The organism is Pseudonocardia nigra, assembly GCF_019396355.1.
Classification (GTDB): Bacteria; Actinomycetota; Actinomycetes; order Mycobacteriales; family Pseudonocardiaceae; genus Pseudonocardia; species Pseudonocardia nigra.
This window is the reverse complement of the sequence record NZ_JAHKRK010000200.1, coordinates 1-15,098: the sequence shown is the minus strand read 5'-3', so window position 1 is coordinate 15,098 and position 15,098 is coordinate 1. Positions and strand designations below refer to the sequence as shown.

Annotated in this window: 16 protein-coding genes and 1 pseudogene; 4 read left to right on the top strand and 13 right to left on the bottom strand. The window is 74.6% G+C overall.

All coding sequences use genetic code 11. The annotated features are described in order from the left end of the window. The 3 genes from KME75_RS32875 to KME75_RS32865 all read left to right on the top strand — a co-directional run. Positions 1 to 761: Rv1486c family protein (locus KME75_RS32875; RefSeq protein WP_219418842.1), on the top strand; the 761-nt coding region annotated here is incomplete at its 5' end. An 885-nt stretch (positions 762 to 1,646) separates the two neighbouring features. After that, entirely contained in the window at positions 1,647 to 2,060 is a 414-nt protein-coding gene (locus KME75_RS32870; protein WP_219418841.1) for an ABC transporter transmembrane domain-containing protein, read from the top strand. A gap of 48 nt (positions 2,061 to 2,108) precedes the next feature. Continuing rightward, complete coding sequence (locus KME75_RS32865; protein ID WP_219418840.1) at positions 2,109 to 5,072, top strand: ATP-binding cassette domain-containing protein; 2,964 nt, start codon at positions 2,109 to 2,111, stop codon at positions 5,070 to 5,072. On the opposite strand, the gene KME75_RS32860 is transcribed toward KME75_RS32865, so the two are convergent. The 7 genes from KME75_RS32860 to KME75_RS32830 form a co-directional block, all read right to left on the bottom strand. After that, complete coding sequence (locus KME75_RS32860) at positions 5,057 to 6,088, bottom strand: YihY/virulence factor BrkB family protein (protein WP_219418839.1); 1,032 nt, start codon at positions 6,086 to 6,088, stop codon at positions 5,057 to 5,059. The two genes, KME75_RS32865 and KME75_RS32860, sit on opposite strands and share 16 nt — an antisense overlap. A 68-nt stretch (positions 6,089 to 6,156) precedes the next feature. Beyond that, the gene (locus tag KME75_RS32855) at positions 6,157 to 7,239 is read right to left on the bottom strand and encodes an SPFH domain-containing protein (RefSeq protein WP_219418838.1); all 1,083 of its coding nucleotides are present in this window, start codon (positions 7,237 to 7,239) and stop codon (positions 6,157 to 6,159) included. Between the two features lie 2 nt (positions 7,240 to 7,241). Next, complete coding sequence (locus tag KME75_RS32850) at positions 7,242 to 7,673, bottom strand: NfeD family protein (RefSeq protein WP_219418837.1); 432 nt, start codon at positions 7,671 to 7,673, stop codon at positions 7,242 to 7,244. Positions 7,674 to 7,764: 91 nt separating this feature from the next. Further along, the gene (locus tag KME75_RS32845) at positions 7,765 to 8,148 is read right to left on the bottom strand and encodes a WD40 repeat domain-containing protein (RefSeq protein ID WP_219418836.1); all 384 of its coding nucleotides are present in this window, start codon (positions 8,146 to 8,148) and stop codon (positions 7,765 to 7,767) included. Then, positions 8,145 to 8,774, bottom strand: a complete 630-nt coding sequence (locus KME75_RS32840; protein ID WP_219418835.1) for a WD40 repeat domain-containing protein — start codon at positions 8,772 to 8,774, stop codon at positions 8,145 to 8,147. Before KME75_RS32840 ends, KME75_RS32845 begins: the two co-directional genes overlap by 4 nt. Beyond that, positions 8,771 to 9,778, bottom strand: a complete 1,008-nt coding sequence (locus KME75_RS32835) for a CobW family GTP-binding protein (RefSeq protein WP_219418834.1) — start codon at positions 9,776 to 9,778, stop codon at positions 8,771 to 8,773. The genes KME75_RS32840 and KME75_RS32835 overlap by 4 nt, the downstream gene beginning before the upstream one ends. Before the next feature lie 114 nt (positions 9,779 to 9,892). Then, positions 9,893 to 10,282 (bottom strand): DUF3618 domain-containing protein, encoded by a 390-nt coding sequence (locus tag KME75_RS32830; RefSeq protein ID WP_219418833.1) that lies wholly within the window; start codon positions 10,280 to 10,282, stop codon positions 9,893 to 9,895. A 328-nt stretch (positions 10,283 to 10,610) separates the two neighbouring features. Here KME75_RS32830 and KME75_RS32825 point away from each other — a divergent pair, with 328 nt between their 5' ends. After that, positions 10,611 to 10,769, top strand: a complete 159-nt coding sequence (locus KME75_RS32825) for a hypothetical protein (protein WP_219418832.1) — start codon at positions 10,611 to 10,613, stop codon at positions 10,767 to 10,769. Positions 10,770 to 10,806: 37 nt separating this feature from the next. Here the strand turns inward: KME75_RS32825 and KME75_RS32820 are convergent, their stop codons facing one another. From KME75_RS32820 to KME75_RS32795, 6 genes and pseudogenes are all read right to left on the bottom strand, one after another. Then, positions 10,807 to 11,142 (bottom strand): YnfA family protein, encoded by a 336-nt coding sequence (locus KME75_RS32820; RefSeq protein ID WP_219418831.1) that lies wholly within the window; start codon positions 11,140 to 11,142, stop codon positions 10,807 to 10,809. Beyond that, positions 11,139 to 11,558 carry a MerR family transcriptional regulator gene (locus KME75_RS32815; protein ID WP_219418830.1) on the bottom strand — a complete coding sequence of 140 codons (420 nt, stop codon included), beginning with the start codon at positions 11,556 to 11,558 and terminating at the stop codon, positions 11,139 to 11,141. Before KME75_RS32815 ends, KME75_RS32820 begins: the two co-directional genes overlap by 4 nt. After that, positions 11,555 to 11,917, bottom strand: coding sequence for a hypothetical protein (locus tag KME75_RS32810; RefSeq protein WP_219418829.1), 363 nt, complete (start codon positions 11,915 to 11,917; stop codon positions 11,555 to 11,557). The genes KME75_RS32815 and KME75_RS32810 overlap by 4 nt, the downstream gene beginning before the upstream one ends. A gap of 83 nt (positions 11,918 to 12,000) precedes the next feature. Then, positions 12,001 to 12,834, bottom strand: a complete 834-nt coding sequence (locus KME75_RS32805) for a class I SAM-dependent methyltransferase (protein WP_219418828.1) — start codon at positions 12,832 to 12,834, stop codon at positions 12,001 to 12,003. A gap of 6 nt (positions 12,835 to 12,840) precedes the next feature. Then, positions 12,841 to 13,977, bottom strand: a complete 1,137-nt coding sequence (locus KME75_RS32800; protein WP_219418827.1) for a CapA family protein — start codon at positions 13,975 to 13,977, stop codon at positions 12,841 to 12,843. Positions 13,978 to 14,156: 179 nt separating this feature from the next. Then, positions 14,157 to 15,098: pseudogene (locus tag KME75_RS32795) on the bottom strand (hypothetical protein); the annotation flags it as partial.

Below are 15,098 nucleotides of genomic sequence, written 5' to 3'. Positions count from 1 at the left end.
TTGCCGGGGGCGACGGGCCGCGGCACGGGCCCGGAGCATGCTGTCGAGCCGGGGCCCACGACGTCCAGGCCGCCGACCCGGACTCCGCCGACGCGACCACGCTGCCGGCCCCCGGAGCGCCTGTGTCGTCGGTGACGTTCCTGCTCGCCGCGCTGCGCCGCGCCACCGGGGGCCGCGGGGCCGCCGGACCGGCGCGCCTGGTCCTCCCCGCGCCCGGCGACGTCCGCGGCCTCCCCGGCCCCGGGGTGTTCAGCCGCGAGGCGACGGCGGCTGGCGAGGGCGTGCTGTTCCCCGACGCCGGCCTGGGCGTCGTGCCCACCCCGATCGCCGACGGCGTGCTGCGCTGGACCGTCTACCGGGTGCCCGAGCCCGGCCCGCCGCCGGAGTTCGTGGCGCTGAACCAGGCCGAGCGGGACCTGCGCGACGCGGTGCGGCAGTCCACGTCCGTGCTCACCTCGCTCGGCGTGGCCCGGCACCGCCCCGGCGTGCGTGAGGAGATCGCCGCCGCCCTGCGCGCCCGGCCCACCGCCCTCTGGCCGGCCGGGATGCCCGCGCAGGCCCTGCGGGTGCTACAGCAGGCCGACGAGGTGGAGGCCATCCTCGCCGCGGCGTCCGTCGACGAGCCCGGCGGCGCGCTGTCGGCGCCGGCGGCCACCGCCCGCCGCGAGGCCCTGCGCCCGATCGAGATGGCGGTGCGCGTGGCCCGCCGCGCCGCGGTGGCCGAGGCCGTCCGGGTGCTGGCGGCGAGCCCGCTGGTCTGAGGCGCGGTCGGACCGGCCCGACCCGTGATCGCCTCGACATAGCCCTCGCTGCGGTTCGAAGCGCGCAACCGGCCCACTCGCGGCGATCACGAACCCGCACGCGACCAGTGATCACCGAGACATGCCCGTCGCTGCAGTCCCGACCGCGCAAACCACACACTCGCAACGATCACCACACCCCCGGCCGTGATCACCGCGAGAGGGCCGTCGCTGCGATCCCGACCCCGGAACCCGCACACTCACGACGATCACTCCACCCCGGACCCGTGATCGCCGCGACATCGCCGCCGTCGCGGTCCCGACCGCGGAAACCGCACACTCACGACGATCACCACGCCGCCCCCGGCCGCGATCACCACGAGAGGGCCGTCGCTGCGATCCCCACCGCGGAACCACACACTCGCGACGATCACCCCCACCCTGGACCCGTGATCGCCGTGAGATGGCCGTCATCGCCGTCCCGACCGCGGAAACCGCACACTCACGACGATCACCACGCCGCCCCCGCCCGTGATCGCCGCGACATCGCCGCCGTCGCGGTCCCGACCGCGAAAACCGCACACTCACGACGATCACCCCACCCCGGACCCGTGATCACCGCGAGATGGCCGTCGCTGCGGCCCCCACCGCGGAACCCGCACACTCACGACGATCACCACGCCGCTCCCGGCCGCGATCACCGCGAGCGGGCCGTCGCTGCGGTCCCGACCGCGCAAACCGCACACTCACGACGATCACTCCTCCCGGGGTGAGGACCGTGGTCCACGGCGGGTGCCACCGGACGAAAACCCGAGGCGGCCTGTCGCCCCCGGCGGCTAGCGTGGGCGGCACCGCATGATCGTGACCGTCCTTCCGGCGACCGCCGGGGGCGCAGGAGGAGGACCCGTGCGCGCGCAGCCGCTCACCTGGCGGCGGCTGACCGAGCGGGCCTCGGCCGCCGCCGTCGTCGTGGCCGTCGTGGCCGCCGTCGCCGAGACGCTCGCCACCGTGGCGGCCGGGCAGGTGGCCGAACACCTCACCGCCGGGCTGGTCGGGCTGCTCGCCGCCCTGCTGGTGGGCGGCACCCTGCTCGACACCGCCGCCCGCACCACGTTCTCGGGCGTCGTCGGGCGCGCCGAGGGCACGCTGCGCGCCGATCTCCTGCACGCCGCGCTCCACCAGCCGCTGCCCGCGCTCGAGGAACAGGCCGTCGGCGAGGTCCTCGACCGCGTCGACGACGACGCCCGCCAGGTCGGTGTGCTGCTGCGCCGCAGCGGCTGGGGGTTGGGCCGGGCCGCGACGCGCTCGGTGCTCGCCTGAATCGTCGCCGGGTTCACCTGGTGGCCGGCCTGGATCGCGTTCCCCCTGGTGGCGCTGCTCGCGGTGGTGCTGGTGCGCCCGCTCACCCGGGTCCTCGCCGAGCGCAAGCTCGCCGAGGAGGCGGCCTGGTCCGACCACTCCGCGCAGCTGGAGGAGGCCGTCGCGGGCCGCGACGACGTCCGGGCCTCGCTCGGCCAGCCGCACGTCGTGCGCCGCTACGCCCTGCTCGCGCGGGAGGTGCTGCGGCGCGTCGCGGCCACCTGCTCCACGTCCACGAAGGTCGGGCTGCGCACCGGGCTGGTCCTGCACGCGATGCTCGCCGCGGTGGCGGTGGCCGGGGTGGCGCTCGTCGGCGGCGGCCTCGGGGTGGCAGAGCTGGTCACCCTGTGGCTGCTGGTCACCGCGTTCGTCGGGCAGCTCAACCAGGTCACCAACCAGCTCCCCGAGGTGCAGGCCGGGCTGGGTGCGCTGCAGCGGATCCGGGGGCTGCTGACCGCGCCGCAGGAGCCGGTGGGCGGCGCACCCGTCCCGCCGGGCGCGGCCGACGTGGAGTTCCGTGATCTCAGCTTCGGCTACCCCGGTGGCTTCGCGCTGCAGTCGGTGCACTTCACCATCCCGGCCGGCACGACCTGCGCGCTCGTGGGACGTACCGGCGCCGGCAAGTCGACCCTGGCCAAGCTCATGTCGCGCGCGGTCGAGCCCCCACCGGGCACGGTGTTCGTGGCCGGGCAGGACGTCACCGCCACCGCCGTGGACGATCTGCGCCGCGCCGTCGGCGTGGTCACGCAGCGCACCGAGATCCTCGCCGCGACGCTCGAGGACAACATCACGCTGTTCGGCCATGCCCCCCGCGACGCGGTCGAGGACGCCGTCGAGGCGCTCGGGCTGACCGAGTGGGTGGCGTCGCTGCCGCAGGGGCTGCAGACCCGCCTGGGCACCGGCGGCACCACGCTGTCGGCGGGCGAGGAGCAGCTCGTGGCGTTCGCCCGGCTGCTGATCCGCGACGTCTCCGTCGTCGTGCTCGACGAGGCCACCGCGCGGATGGACCCGCAGACCGAGCGCCGGGTCACCCGGGCCGCCGAACGGCTGCTCGCCGGGCGCACCGGCGTCGTCGTCGCCCACCGGCTGTCCACCACGCGGCGGTGCGACACCGTCGCGGTGCTCGACCGCGGCCGGGTCGTGCAGCACGGCGAGCGGGCGCGCCTGGCCGCCGAACCCGGACCGTTCCGGGAGCTGCTCCTCGCCGCCGGGGACACCGAGCCCGCCGCGGAGACCGGCGCGCTGGTCAGCCGCAGCGAGCGCCGCACGGCCAAGCCCGCGCCCGCGCCGACGCGGATCCGGCTGGCGCGCACCGTGGTGCGCACGCTGTTCGCGCACCCGCGGTGGGGTGTGGTCGGCGCGCTCGCGTTCCTCACCGCGGCGCTGGCCGGCGCGCACGGCGCAGTCACCGGATGGCTGTGGGGGATGCTGGTCGCCGCGCTGGAGCGCGGCGCCACCCCGTGGGGCGCTGCGGCGGCGCTCACCGTGGCCCTGCTGCTCGCGCCGCTCGCCGTCGGGCTGGCGTTCCGGCTCTACCCGCTGTGGTGGTCGGCGGTGACCCTGCGCATGCGGCTGGCCGTGCTGCGTGGGCAGACGATGCAGCGGCGGCTCGCGCGCACCCCCGCCGGCGAGGTCGTGGCCCGCGCGCTCGACTCCGACCGACTGGTCTGGTACGTCGACCGCTGGGTCGACGTGGCCGCAGGCGTGGTCGTGGTGGTGGTGACGGCCGTGGCCGGGCAGAGCCTGCTGGCCGGGGCGGTGGTGGGCGGCGTGCTGGTCCTGTCCGCCGCCGCGTCGGCCGTGGGCGCCCCGCTCGCCGGGGCGGCGGGCCGCGAGGCCGGGGACGCCAGGGCCCGGTTCGGCAGCGCGCTGGTGTCGGCCCTCGACGCCGCGCGCACCGTCAAGCTGGCCGCCGCGACCGACGCGGTGCAGGCCCACCTGGGCCGCGTCGACGCCCACCGGGTGGCTGCCGCGATCCGGGAGCAGCGGGTGCGCATGCTGCTCGAGGGCGTGCCGGGGCTGCTCGTCCAGCTCGGCGTGGTGGCGGCGTGGGCCGCCCACCTGGCCGGCGTCTGGGACCTGGCCACCGCGCTGCTGGTGAGCACGGCCGTCGCCGGTTCCGGCTGGTTCGGGGTGGTGTTCGGCGCCGCCGTGACCGAGGTTCCCATCGCCCGGCGCTGGCTGCAGGCCACCTCGGACCTGTCGGGCGGCATCGACCTGGTCGCGGTGCCGCCCGGGGTGGACCTCACCGCCGGCGCGGCGCCCGCACCGCCGTCGGTCGGCCGGGTGCCGCTCAAGCGGCTGCGCCTCGACGAGGTCACCGCCGTGCACGACGACGGCACGGTGGGCGCCGAGGGCGTCAGCCTCGAGGTGGACGCCGGCTCGCTGGTGCTGCTCACCGGGCGGGTCGGCTCGGGGAAGTCCAGCCTGCTCGCCAGCCTGGCCGGGCTGGTCGACCACGAGGGCAGCATCCGCTGGAACGAGACGGAGGTCGACGACCCGCAGCTGTTCCTGCGCCCCGGCCAGGTCGCGTACGTGGGGCAGGTGCCGCGGGTGCTGTCGGGATCCTTCGTCGACAACGTCGCCCTCGACCACGACCGCGAGCTGACCGACGCCCTGTCCGACGCCCGGATGCACGTCGACGTGGAGGAGGCGGGCGGTCACGACGCGCTCGTCGGCCACCGCGGCGTGCGGCTCTCCGGCGGGCAGGTGCAGCGCCTGGCGCTCGCCCGCGCCCTGGCCACCGGCGCCGAGCTGCTGGTGGCCGACGACGTCTCCTCCGCGCTGGACGCGCGCACCGAGGTGGAGCTGTGGGAGGCGCTGCGCCGGCGAGGCGTGACGGTGGTGGGATGCAGCTCCAAGCGCTCGGCGCTCGCGCGCGCCGACTGCGTCGTCGTGCTCGAGGACGGTCGGGTCGCGGCCACCGGGACCTGGTCGCAGCTCGCCGACCGCTGGGGTCACCTCGCGGGCTGACCCGGCACGCGGTCGGGCCGCGCGCCGTTCTGCGGGGCCCGCACCCCCGGGGACATGACGCGGTAGCCGAGCGACTCCAGGGCCGCCGCGGCCGCGTCGGGGTGGTGGCACACCGCCGACGCCACCTCGTCGGGCCCCGGGCGCTCGACGTCCTCCTCCCGCTCGACGAGCTGCCCGCGCCTGCGCAGGGGCGCCGGCCACACCGCCTGCACCGCGGCGTTGAGCTGTGCGCCGAGGATGATGGCGAGGGCGAAGAAGAACATGGCGAGCAGGAACGCGATCGGCGCGGCCAGCGCACCATAGGTGTACCCGGTGCCGGTGATCCAGTCGAGGTAGAGCCGCAGCCCGGTGGCGCCGGCGAGGAACACCACGGCGGCGAGGAACGCCCCGGGCAGCCCCCGGTGCCAGGGCATCTTGAACGGCAGCGCGATGTGGTAGAGCGTGGTGAGGGCGAGCACCAGCGCGAGCCCGACGACGGGGTAGTACACAGCGGCCACGACGGCGTGAGCCGCGGGTTCGACGGCGTCGGGCAGCAGCTGCAGCATCCGGTCCGGTCCCAGCGCGGCGATCGGGAGCAGCACGATCCCGATCGCCAGGCCGACCAGGTACAGCAGGATCGCGAGGCTGCGCTGCCAGAGCCAGCCGCGCACCGGGTACTGGTCGTGCGCCCGGGTGATCGCGTCGATGTACGCCGCCATGGCCGACGAGCCCGACCAGAAGCTGAGGATGAACCCGATCGAGACGACCTCGCCCCGCGCGGTCGTGAGGATCTCCGCCACGGTGGGGACGATGATCTCGTCGACGGCGTTGCGGCTGAACACACCGCTGGTGATGTCGATGATCCAGCTCTGGACGGCGGTGACCGTGTTCGGGCCGAACCAGCCGCCGACGTAGCCGAGGATGCCGAAGAGCCCCAGCAGCAGCGGCGGCAGCGACAGTGTCTGCCAGAACGTCACGGAAGCCGACTCGCCGAGGACGTCGTCGTCCCACGCCTTGCGGACGAGGCGGGCCAGCATCCGCCGCGCCGGCCCCCGCCGTCCGCCACCCCCGGAGCCGGCCCCGTTGCTCCCCGCCCCGGCCACCGTCAGTCGCCGACGCCGGACGGTCGCGGCTGGTCGCCGTTGCTGCGTACCTCGGGCTCGGCTGCGGCGGCGAGCGGGCCGATGCCGTCGGGCTCGGCGGCGTCGGCCACCGCCTCCGCCGCGGCCTCGGCCGCCTGGGCCACGTCCTCCGCGGCCCGGGCCGCGAGCGCGTCGGACGCGCCCCGGTCCCGGGTGGCGGGCGAGGGCGGCACGGCCTCGGTGAACGCGCGAGAGACGCCCTGCAGCGCCGAGGTCACCTCGCTGGGGATCACCCAGAACGTGTTCCCCTCCCCTTGCGCGAGCTGGGGCAGCACCTGCAGGTACTGGTAGGCGAGCAGCTTGGGGTCGGGGTCGTTGCGGTGCACGGCCTGGAACACCTCGTCGATCGCCCGCGACTGCCCCTCGGCCTGGAGGATCGCGGCGGCCCGGTTGCCCTCCGCACGCAGGATCGCGCCCTGCTTGTCGCCCTGGGCGGTGAGGATCTGGGACTGCCGATGGCCCTCGGCGGACAGGATCGCCGCGCGCTTGTCGCGCTCGGCCCGCATCTGCTTCTCCATGGCGTCCTTGATGGTCTTCGGCGGGTCGATGGCCTTGATCTCCACCCGGTTGACCCGCAGGCCCCACTTGCCGGTGGCGTCGTCCAACACGCCACGGAGCAGGCTGTTGATCGTGTCGCGTGAGGTCAGGGTGCGCTCCAGGTCCATCGAGCCGACGACGTTCCGCAGCGTGGTGACGGTGAGCTGCTCGACGGCCTGCAGATAGCTCGCGATCTCGTAGGCCGCTGCGCGGGGGTCGGTGACCTGGAAGTAGAGCACGGTGTCGATCTCGACGACCAGGTTGTCCTCGGTGATGACCGGCTGCGGTTTGAACGACACGACCTGTTCCCGCAGGTCGATGACCGGGTACACGCGGTCGATGTAGGGGATCACGAAGTTCAGGCCCGGCTGCAGGGTGCGCTGGTACCGGCCGAGCCGTTCGACGTTGCGGGCCCTGGCCTGCGGCACGATGCGCACCGCCCGCATCACCGTGATGACGACGAACAGTGCGACCACCAGCCCGGCGATCAGCAGCGCAACGCCTTCCATGATCACTCCCTGGGGTAGACGACGGCGGTGGCGCCGTCGATCTGCAGGACGTCCACCCGCGCCCCGGCCGGGATCACGAGGCTGTCGTCCATGGCGCGCGCCGTCCATTCCTCGCCGCCGATGCGCACCCGGCCGGCGCGCCCGGTGACCTCCTGCAGCACGTAGCCCGGCTTCCCGACGAGCGCGTCGATCCCGAACTCGCCGGACCGCGGGGCCGTGAGGTGCCGGTGCGCGATGGGACGCAGGAGCACGATGCCGGCCACGGACGCCGCGGCGAACACCACGAACTGCAACGGCACCGGCAGCCCGACCGCCGCGGCGAGCGCCGTGACCCCGGCCGCGCCGCCGAGCAGGCCCAGTGCCGCCGTCAACGTGAAGATCTCCGCGGCGCCGAGCAGCACCGCGAGGACCAACCAGATGACCCAGACGTCCATGCGCGTCCTCCCGCCCGGCTACGGGCTGTTCGTCCAGTATGCGCGGCCGGACGGGCGAGAAGAAGATGTTCCGCCGAGTTCGGCGAAGCACTCACGGCACCGGCCCGCAGCTCAGCGCGCCGGAGTGGTGCCCGGCGAGCACCTGGCCGGAGGCCACGGCGAGCGCGGTGACGGGGTCCCCGGTGGCACGGCTCGCGATCGGGCGGATGCGGTCGCCCGGCCGAGTGGCCCGACCCAGGCGCCAGGTCGCGACCGTCCCGGTGGCGTCCCCGGTGAGCAGCGTCCGGGAGTCGTCCCCCGACCAGCCGAGCGCGGTGACGGCGTCGTCGTAGCCCTCCCCGAGCACGGCCTCGCGCCCCGTGGGCCCGGCGCCGGAGAAGTCCCAGAACGCGACCGCCGCCCCGCCGTCGCAGGCCATCCACCGCCCACCCGGTTCGAACGCGAGCCGGGCGACGGTCGTGGGGAACCCGCTCATGCGAAGTCGTCGCCGCCGGGGACCTTCCAGCCGTGCAGCGTGGCGTCCTGGCTGCCGCCCACGACCCAGCGCCCGTTCGGGGCCACGGCGAGCCCGGCGATGGCCCCGGGCGCTGGCAGCCGCTCCACCACCCGGTCGCTCTCCGGTTCGAGGATCGTCACGCCCTGGTAGGCGGCCGCGGCGACCCGGCGGCCGTCCCGGCGCATCCACGCCAGGCCGGTGACGGTGGACGCCAGCGGCGCCGACACGGAGCGGGGCGCCCCGTCGCGGTCCAGCACCCGGACCCGCTTCCCGTCGCCCACCGCGAGCCGGTCCGATCGCGCGGTCCAGGCGAGCGTGGCGCACCAGCGGGCACTGTGCTCGGCCAGGCGCCTGCCGTCGTCAAGGTCCCAGATGGCGATGCGCCCGCCGCCGCCCGCGGCGAGCCGGGTGCCGTCCGGGCTCACGGCCAGCCCGAGCAGGAAGTCGCCGAGGTCGAGCCGCAGCCGCCGGGTGCCGTCGAGGTCGACCACCGCGATCGTGCCCTCGGAACCGCCGGCGGCGATCCCGCCGGGCACGGCGTCGCAGGCGACGACCGGCTCGCCGACGTCGACCGTCCAGGGCAGGGCGGCGGGGGCGGCGGTCATCGACCCGCCCCGACGGCCGCACCGGTGAGGCAGGAGCGGAAGCCTGCCTCGAGCTCCGCACGGTCGAGGTTGCGGCCGATGAACACCATGCGGTTGCGCCGCGACTCCCCCGGCCGCCACGGCGCGCCGAGCTCGCCGTCGTGGAGCATGTGCACGCCCTGGAACACGTACCGGCGGTCGGTGTCGGCGAGCTGGAGCACGCCCTTGCTGCGGAACAGGTCCTGGCCGCGGGTGGCGAGCAGCCCGCCGAGCCAGGTCTCGAGCCGTGCGGTGTCCACCGTGCCGTCGGTGGCGATGCCGACGCTGGTCACGGACCGGTCGTGCTGGTGCTCGGCGTCCGGGTCAAGGAAGTCGGGCTCGGTGACCAGCACCGCGTCCAGGTCGAACGCGCGCACGTCGAGGACCTCGGCGAGGTCGACGCCGCCACGGACGGCCGGCAGCACCGCGACGTGGCCGTTGATCTGCCGGATCGCGCGGGTCACCTCGTCGACCTCGAGGGGGCTCACGAGGTCGATCTTGTTCAGCACCACCCGGTCGGCGAAGGCGATCTGCTCCACGGCCTCGTTCTCGACGCCGTCGGGCTTGGTCTCGTCGAGGTGCGCGCGGACGTGCTTCGCGTCGACGACGGTGACGATGGCGTCGAGCCGCAGCTGGGCCCGCAGGGTGTCGTCCATGAAGAACGTCTGTGCGACGGGCGCCGGGTCGGCGAGCCCGGTGGTCTCGACGAGGATGGCGTCGAATCGGTCGCGGCGGCGGAGCAGGGACCCGAGGATGCGGATGAGGTCGCCGCGCACCGTGCAGCAGATGCAGCCGTTGTTCATCTCGAACACCTCCTCCTCCGCGTCGAGGACGAGCGCGTCGTCCACCCCGACCTCACCGAACTCGTTCTCGATGACGGCGATGCGCCTGCCGTGGCGCTCGGTGAGGATCCGGTTGAGCAGGGTGGTCTTGCCGGAGCCGAGGAACCCGGTCAGCACGGTCACCGGGATGCGCTCGTCGATCATGACGTCTCCGTGGGTCGAGGGATGGCGGTACTCGCCGAACACTCAACCCATCTTGAACATGATTTTCAAATAGACGTCGGCGCATGCGTGCGGGCCGCGCGGGTGCCGCGATCGCTAGCGCTCCCCGGCCGCCCGTCGGGCGCGCCGGCGGCGCAGGGCGAGCAGCAGAAGCAGCAGGACGGCGACGCCCGCGATCGGCGCCGGCCGCTCCCGCACCCGGTCCTTCAGGCCGACGGCCCGGTCCTGCACGGTCGCCACGACCTCGTCCTTCGCGGCCGCCACCCGCGCCGGGGCGTCGAGCCGCGCGGCCAGCTGCTCCACCGTCTCGCCGACCTCGGCCCGCAGCTCCTCGATGTGCTGCCTGCGCTCGTCGTCGAGCTCGTCACCGAGCTCGTCGACGTCGGCGCGCAGCTCCTCCGGGGTCTTCGCGCGCCCGTCCACGACGGGCCGCTCGGGCGCCAGTGGGGCCGTGGTGTCGTCGGTCGCCGCCCTGTCAGCGGACACCGCCTCGTCGTCGCCTCGCCTCGCACCCGCACTCATGGTGATGGCCCTCCCTGTCGCTCCACCGTCGCCGTGCCACGCGCGGGATGACCGTTTCCGGCGCCGTCCAACCATCCGGCGCGCCGTCGCACACACTCCTCCGGGACCGGGTGAATCACATCCGTGAAAGCTGCTGCGGGTGATCACACATTGCGCTCGGCGCGCCACTCGTACCCACTTCCAGTTGTTCGGCCGACCCACACGGGTGCGTACCCGATGCATTCCCGGTCGCCGAGCCGTAACGTGCCTTGCGGAACAACCTTCACCCGGATCGCAAGAAATGGTGGTGGCCGTGAACGTCAAGAAAGCTGCCGGCTGGACCGCGATGGCCTTCCTGGTCTGGTTCGTCGTGGCCCAACCCTCCGGCGCCGCCGGCACGGTGCACGGCATGGGGAACATGATGCAGAACGCCGCCGAGGGGATGTCGACGTTCATCACCTCGATGTTCTGACCGGCTCGGGCCCGCGGGCCCGACCCGGGAGGCACGGTCAGACCGGCCGGGGCGCATACATGATCACGGCGACGCCGGCGAGGCAGATGAGCGCGCCAGCGATGTCGTAGCGGTCCGGCCGGAATCCGTCGACCACCATTCCCCACATCAGCGACCCGGCGACGAACACGCCGCCGTACGCGGCGAGAATGCGCCCGAAATGGGCGTCGGGCTGCATTGTGGCGACGAATCCGTAGACTCCCAGGGCGAGCACCCCCGCGCCGATCCAGGCGATTCCGCGGTGCTCGCGGACGCCCTGCCAGACCAGCCAGGCGCCACCGATCTCCGCGAGCGCGGCGAGGACGAACAGGACGATCGAGCGCACGACGGTCATGCCGCTGAACCCTGAGGGGCGAACGGGATCGGGCAGGCCGAGTCGCAGGAGCACGTGGCGAGGTCGGCGCACTCGGCGGCGACGACGTCGAGCAGGGTGGCGCGGATCTGCTGCAGGTGTCCGATCCGTGCCTCCACCTCGGCGACCTTGGCCGCTGCCGCCTCCCGCAGCCCCGGCCGGGGACCGCGGTGGCCGGCGACCTCGACCAGCTCCCCGATCTCGGTGAGGGTGAACCCGAGCCGCTGCAGCCCGCGGATGGACCGCAGCGCCGTGACCGCGTCCGGCCCGTACTCGCGGTGCCCGCCCGGCGACCGGCCCGGGTCCGGCAGCAGGCCTCGGCGCTCGTAGTAGCGCAGCGTCTGCACGTTCACCCCGGCCGCGCGGGCTAGTTGCCCCGACCGCAGGCCCTCGCTCACGACGCCGTCCCCGCCCGCACCGCGGCGGCCCGCCGGACGATCCCGTCGAGCACCTCGGCCCGGGCATCCGGCACGCGCACGTCCAGCACGAGCACCCCGCCGTTCCTCGTCAGCTGGAAGTCGAAGAACGCGCAGCAGGCCGACTCCCGCGCGGTCAGCTCCCGCACGGTCGCCTCCGTCCGCGGACCTGGGTCCAGGCGCAGCCGCAGCAACCCCGGCGCCGGGCGGTCGTGCCCGAGCAGCGCGTCCGCGAACAGCGCGTCGAACTCCGCCACCCGCAGCGGCCGCTCCGCCGTCGGCAGCGTGCACGCATCCATGGGCACCCATGCCTGCGCGTCGCCAACTCCCTGTGCACCCATCGCACGTCCTTCCGCCGTGACCCGTCCAAGCCACGGTAGGCCCGTACCGTGGTACGGGATGCAAGCGGCGGCGGCGCGGTGCCCTACGGGAGGCGGCGCCCGAACCGGTAGCGCAGGATGCGGCCGACGTCGCGGAAGCCCGGCAGCCGGGCGAGCACCCGCATCTGGACGCGGCCGGTCAGCGGCATCCGGTTCAGGCCCGGCATGTCCACGCTGCGGATCGCATCGAGGCACTCCAGCCCCTCGTGCCACGTCTCGATCTCGTGCGGGTCGTCGATCGCCCAGTGCAGTCTCGCCCCGGAGGTTCTGACCGCGGGCACCAGCTTCTGGAGGCGGATGCCGAGCGAGCCGTAGCAGTCGAAGAGGAGCTCGCCTTCCGGGAACCGCCCCGCGATCCGTTGGATCAGCCGCCTGCCGTCCTCCTTGCGGAGGTACATCGTGAGGCCCTCGAAGACGGCCACGGTCGGACGGTCGGCGGGGACGGCGTCCGGCCAGGTGTCGTCGGTGACCGAGGCCCCGACCGCGCGGTAGTCCCCGGAAGGCGCCGGGAGCAGCCGCTCGCGCAGGCCGATCACCTCGGGGTGGTCGAGGTCGACCCAGCAGACCGACGGCGGCGGTTCGAGACGCTGCACCCGCGTGTCGAGGCCGCAGGCGAGATGCAGCACGGTGGCCTCCGGGTGGGCGGCCAGGAAGGCCCTGGTCCAGTTGTCGAGCTGCCGCGCCCGCAGCGCCACGCCCGCCGCGGTCGTGGCCGTCATGCCCGTCCGGCGGAAGTCGTAGTCGATCCGGCGGACGGCGGCCGCTGCGGCGTCGTCGCCCAGGATCGGGCGGGCGGACCGGCTGTCGAGCGCGCGCCCGTACAGCGTGGCGAGGAGGGTCTCCTGCGCACCGGTCAGGCTGGTCTTCTCGCGGTCCACGCCGCGTCACCCGGCGGCGACGACGAGGCCGTGCGCCTCGGCGTCCCGGCTGCGCAGCACCTCGGCCACCCTCTCGTAGGCCGGGTCGCCCGGCACGGTGCGCTCCACGCTGAGCCCGGCCGGACCACTGACGATGCGCGTGGGGAACGCCTCGGCGTCGGTGACGGAGAAGCGACCGTCCGCGGTGCGGGTGAAGGTGAATCGGGCGATCACCGAGTCCCGCGTGGCCTGCGGCTTCTGCTCCGCGACGTGGTTGCCCAGCCCGTAGGCCACCCACTCGCCGTCGATCCGCTCGAACGGCTGCACGACGTGGGCGTGGTGGCCGACCACCAGGTCGACGTCGGGTGAGGCGAGCAACCCGGCTGCGATCTCCCGCTGCGCCTCGGTCGGCGCGGAGTTGTACTCGGTGCAGCAGTGCACGCTCGCGATCACCAGCTCGGCGCCCGCCCGGCGGGCCAGGGACGCGTCCTCCAGCATCGCGTCGAGCTCCGGCACGGTCGCGTCGAAGTCGTTGACCGCCCACGCCCGCCCCGCAGGCTCGGGGATCCCGTTGAGTCCGAAGGTCCAGGAGGTGTGCCCGACGCGGACGCCCTGCACCTCGACGATGTGCGGCGTGCGGCTCCCCTCCGCGCTGGCGAACGTGCCGGCGTGGCCGATCCCGCCGGCGTCCAGGGTGTCCAGCGTGCGGACCAGGCCGTCGAACCCGGCGTCGAGCGAGTGGTTCGACGCCGTGGAACACGTGTCGTAGCCCGCACCCGCCAGCGCGTCGACGATCTGCGGCTGCACGTCGAACGAGGGGTAGCCGGCGAACGGGCCGTCCGGCCCCGCCAGCGGCGTCTCGAGATGGCAGATGGCGAGGTCCGCGTCCCGGATCAACGGAGCGACGTCGGCGAACACGTCGGTGAAGTCGTAACCGGCTCCCGTCGCCCCACCGGCCTGGGCCGCGCCCCGGACCAGCCAGCCGCTCTGGTGCAGCAGCACGTCCCCCGAGACGATCACCCGGACCACGCGCGCCGGCACCGGCACGGCGACCCCCTCGACGGCGCCCCCCGCCGACGGGACCGCGGCGCAGGCGGCGAGCACCACCACACCGACCGCGACCAGCGCGACACCGGCGTCACCGGCCGAGCGCGTCCCCGTCATGATCCGAGGCTAGGAGCGATCAGCGGCCGCGGGCAGTCACACGTCGGGGCGAAATCGACGAACACGCCGACCGCGATGCGACGCACCCGACCGGCCGCGTAGTACCGCAACACCCGATCAGCGGGAACCGCGTCCGGGTGGGGGTGCGTTCCGCGGAACGCGATCTCGGCTCACCCCCGTCACGAGGCCACGGGATCCGGGCGCCGGAACACCCGCGCGGCCGCGACCTGCCCGGTGCCGTCCGGGGCGTCGAGCTCGGCGAGGTGGCGGGCGATGCGGTCGTCGACCGACAGGTACTTGCGCCCCGCGCGCAGATCGGCGTCGTTGCGCAGCCGGATGATCAGCGGGAACGCGCTCAGCGCGCCCGCGTCGAACAGGCCGGTCGTGTAGATCAGCTGCACGCCCAGGGCCCGGGCGACGCCGAACTGCAGCTCCAGCAGGTACCCCGCCGACGCCCGCCCGATCGGGTTGTCCAGGAACAGCACGCCGGCGTGCGGGCGCCTGCCCTGCCCCCGCTGGTGGGCGCGCAGCGCGGCCATCGTGCAGTACAGGACGATCGCGGCCGTCAGCTGCTGCCCGCCGGAGAACACGTCGCGGATCTCCGAGACCCGCAGCCGCTCGGTGCGCAGCACCGCGTCGGGCTTGAGCATCTCCACCCGCACGCCCTTGGGCATCGCCGCGCGCACGCCGCGCAGCAGCAGCGACATCCCGTCGCGCTGCCCGCGGGCGGCCCCGGCCCGTTCCCCGGCGGTGCGGTCGACCACCTCGCCGAGCTCGTGGAGCAGGACCGCGTCGGTGACCTCGTCGAAGCGGATGCGCAGGAACTGCTGGCCCGACCAGTCCGACAGGCCCTCGGGCAGCTCCGACAGCCGCTGCGCGAGCCGCAGCGTGCGCAGGGCCTCCCCCACCATGCCGTGCAGGCGCGTGACGATGCCCGAGCGGTGCCGGCCGATGTTGGCCAGGTCGTCGTCGAGCGAGCGCAGCCGCGGGCGCAGCGCCTGCTCCCACTCGGCGGCGAGGCCCGGCATGTCGGCGCGGGCCACGCCGAGCAGGTGGTTGCGCACCGGTCTGGTGACGCCGGAGAAGCGCGCCTCCTGCGCGAACTGGGCCACCGCGTCGAC

What these genes read in the sequence shown, in the direction of transcription:
- KME75_RS32860 (WP_219418839.1), bottom strand. Translation starts at nt 6,088, where the DNA reads ATGCTGGCCCGCCTCGTCCGCAAGGCGTGGGACGACGACGTCCTCGGC.
- KME75_RS32855 (WP_219418838.1), bottom strand. Translation starts at nt 7,239, where the DNA reads ATGGAAGGCGTTGCGCTGCTGATCGCCGGGCTGGTGGTCGCACTGTTC.
- KME75_RS32850 (WP_219418837.1), bottom strand. Translation starts at nt 7,673, where the DNA reads ATGGACGTCTGGGTCATCTGGTTGGTCCTCGCGGTGCTGCTCGGCGCC.
- KME75_RS32845 (WP_219418836.1), bottom strand. Translation starts at nt 8,148, where the DNA reads ATGAGCGGGTTCCCCACGACCGTCGCCCGGCTCGCGTTCGAACCGGGT.
- KME75_RS32840 (WP_219418835.1), bottom strand. Translation starts at nt 8,774, where the DNA reads ATGACCGCCGCCCCCGCCGCCCTGCCCTGGACGGTCGACGTCGGCGAG.
- KME75_RS32835 (WP_219418834.1), bottom strand. Translation starts at nt 9,778, where the DNA reads ATGATCGACGAGCGCATCCCGGTGACCGTGCTGACCGGGTTCCTCGGC.
- KME75_RS32820 (WP_219418831.1), bottom strand. Translation starts at nt 11,142, where the DNA reads ATGACCGTCGTGCGCTCGATCGTCCTGTTCGTCCTCGCCGCGCTCGCG.
- KME75_RS32810 (WP_219418829.1), bottom strand. Translation starts at nt 11,917, where the DNA reads ATGGGTGCACAGGGAGTTGGCGACGCGCAGGCATGGGTGCCCATGGAT.
- KME75_RS32800 (WP_219418827.1), bottom strand. Translation starts at nt 13,977, where the DNA reads ATGACGGGGACGCGCTCGGCCGGTGACGCCGGTGTCGCGCTGGTCGCG.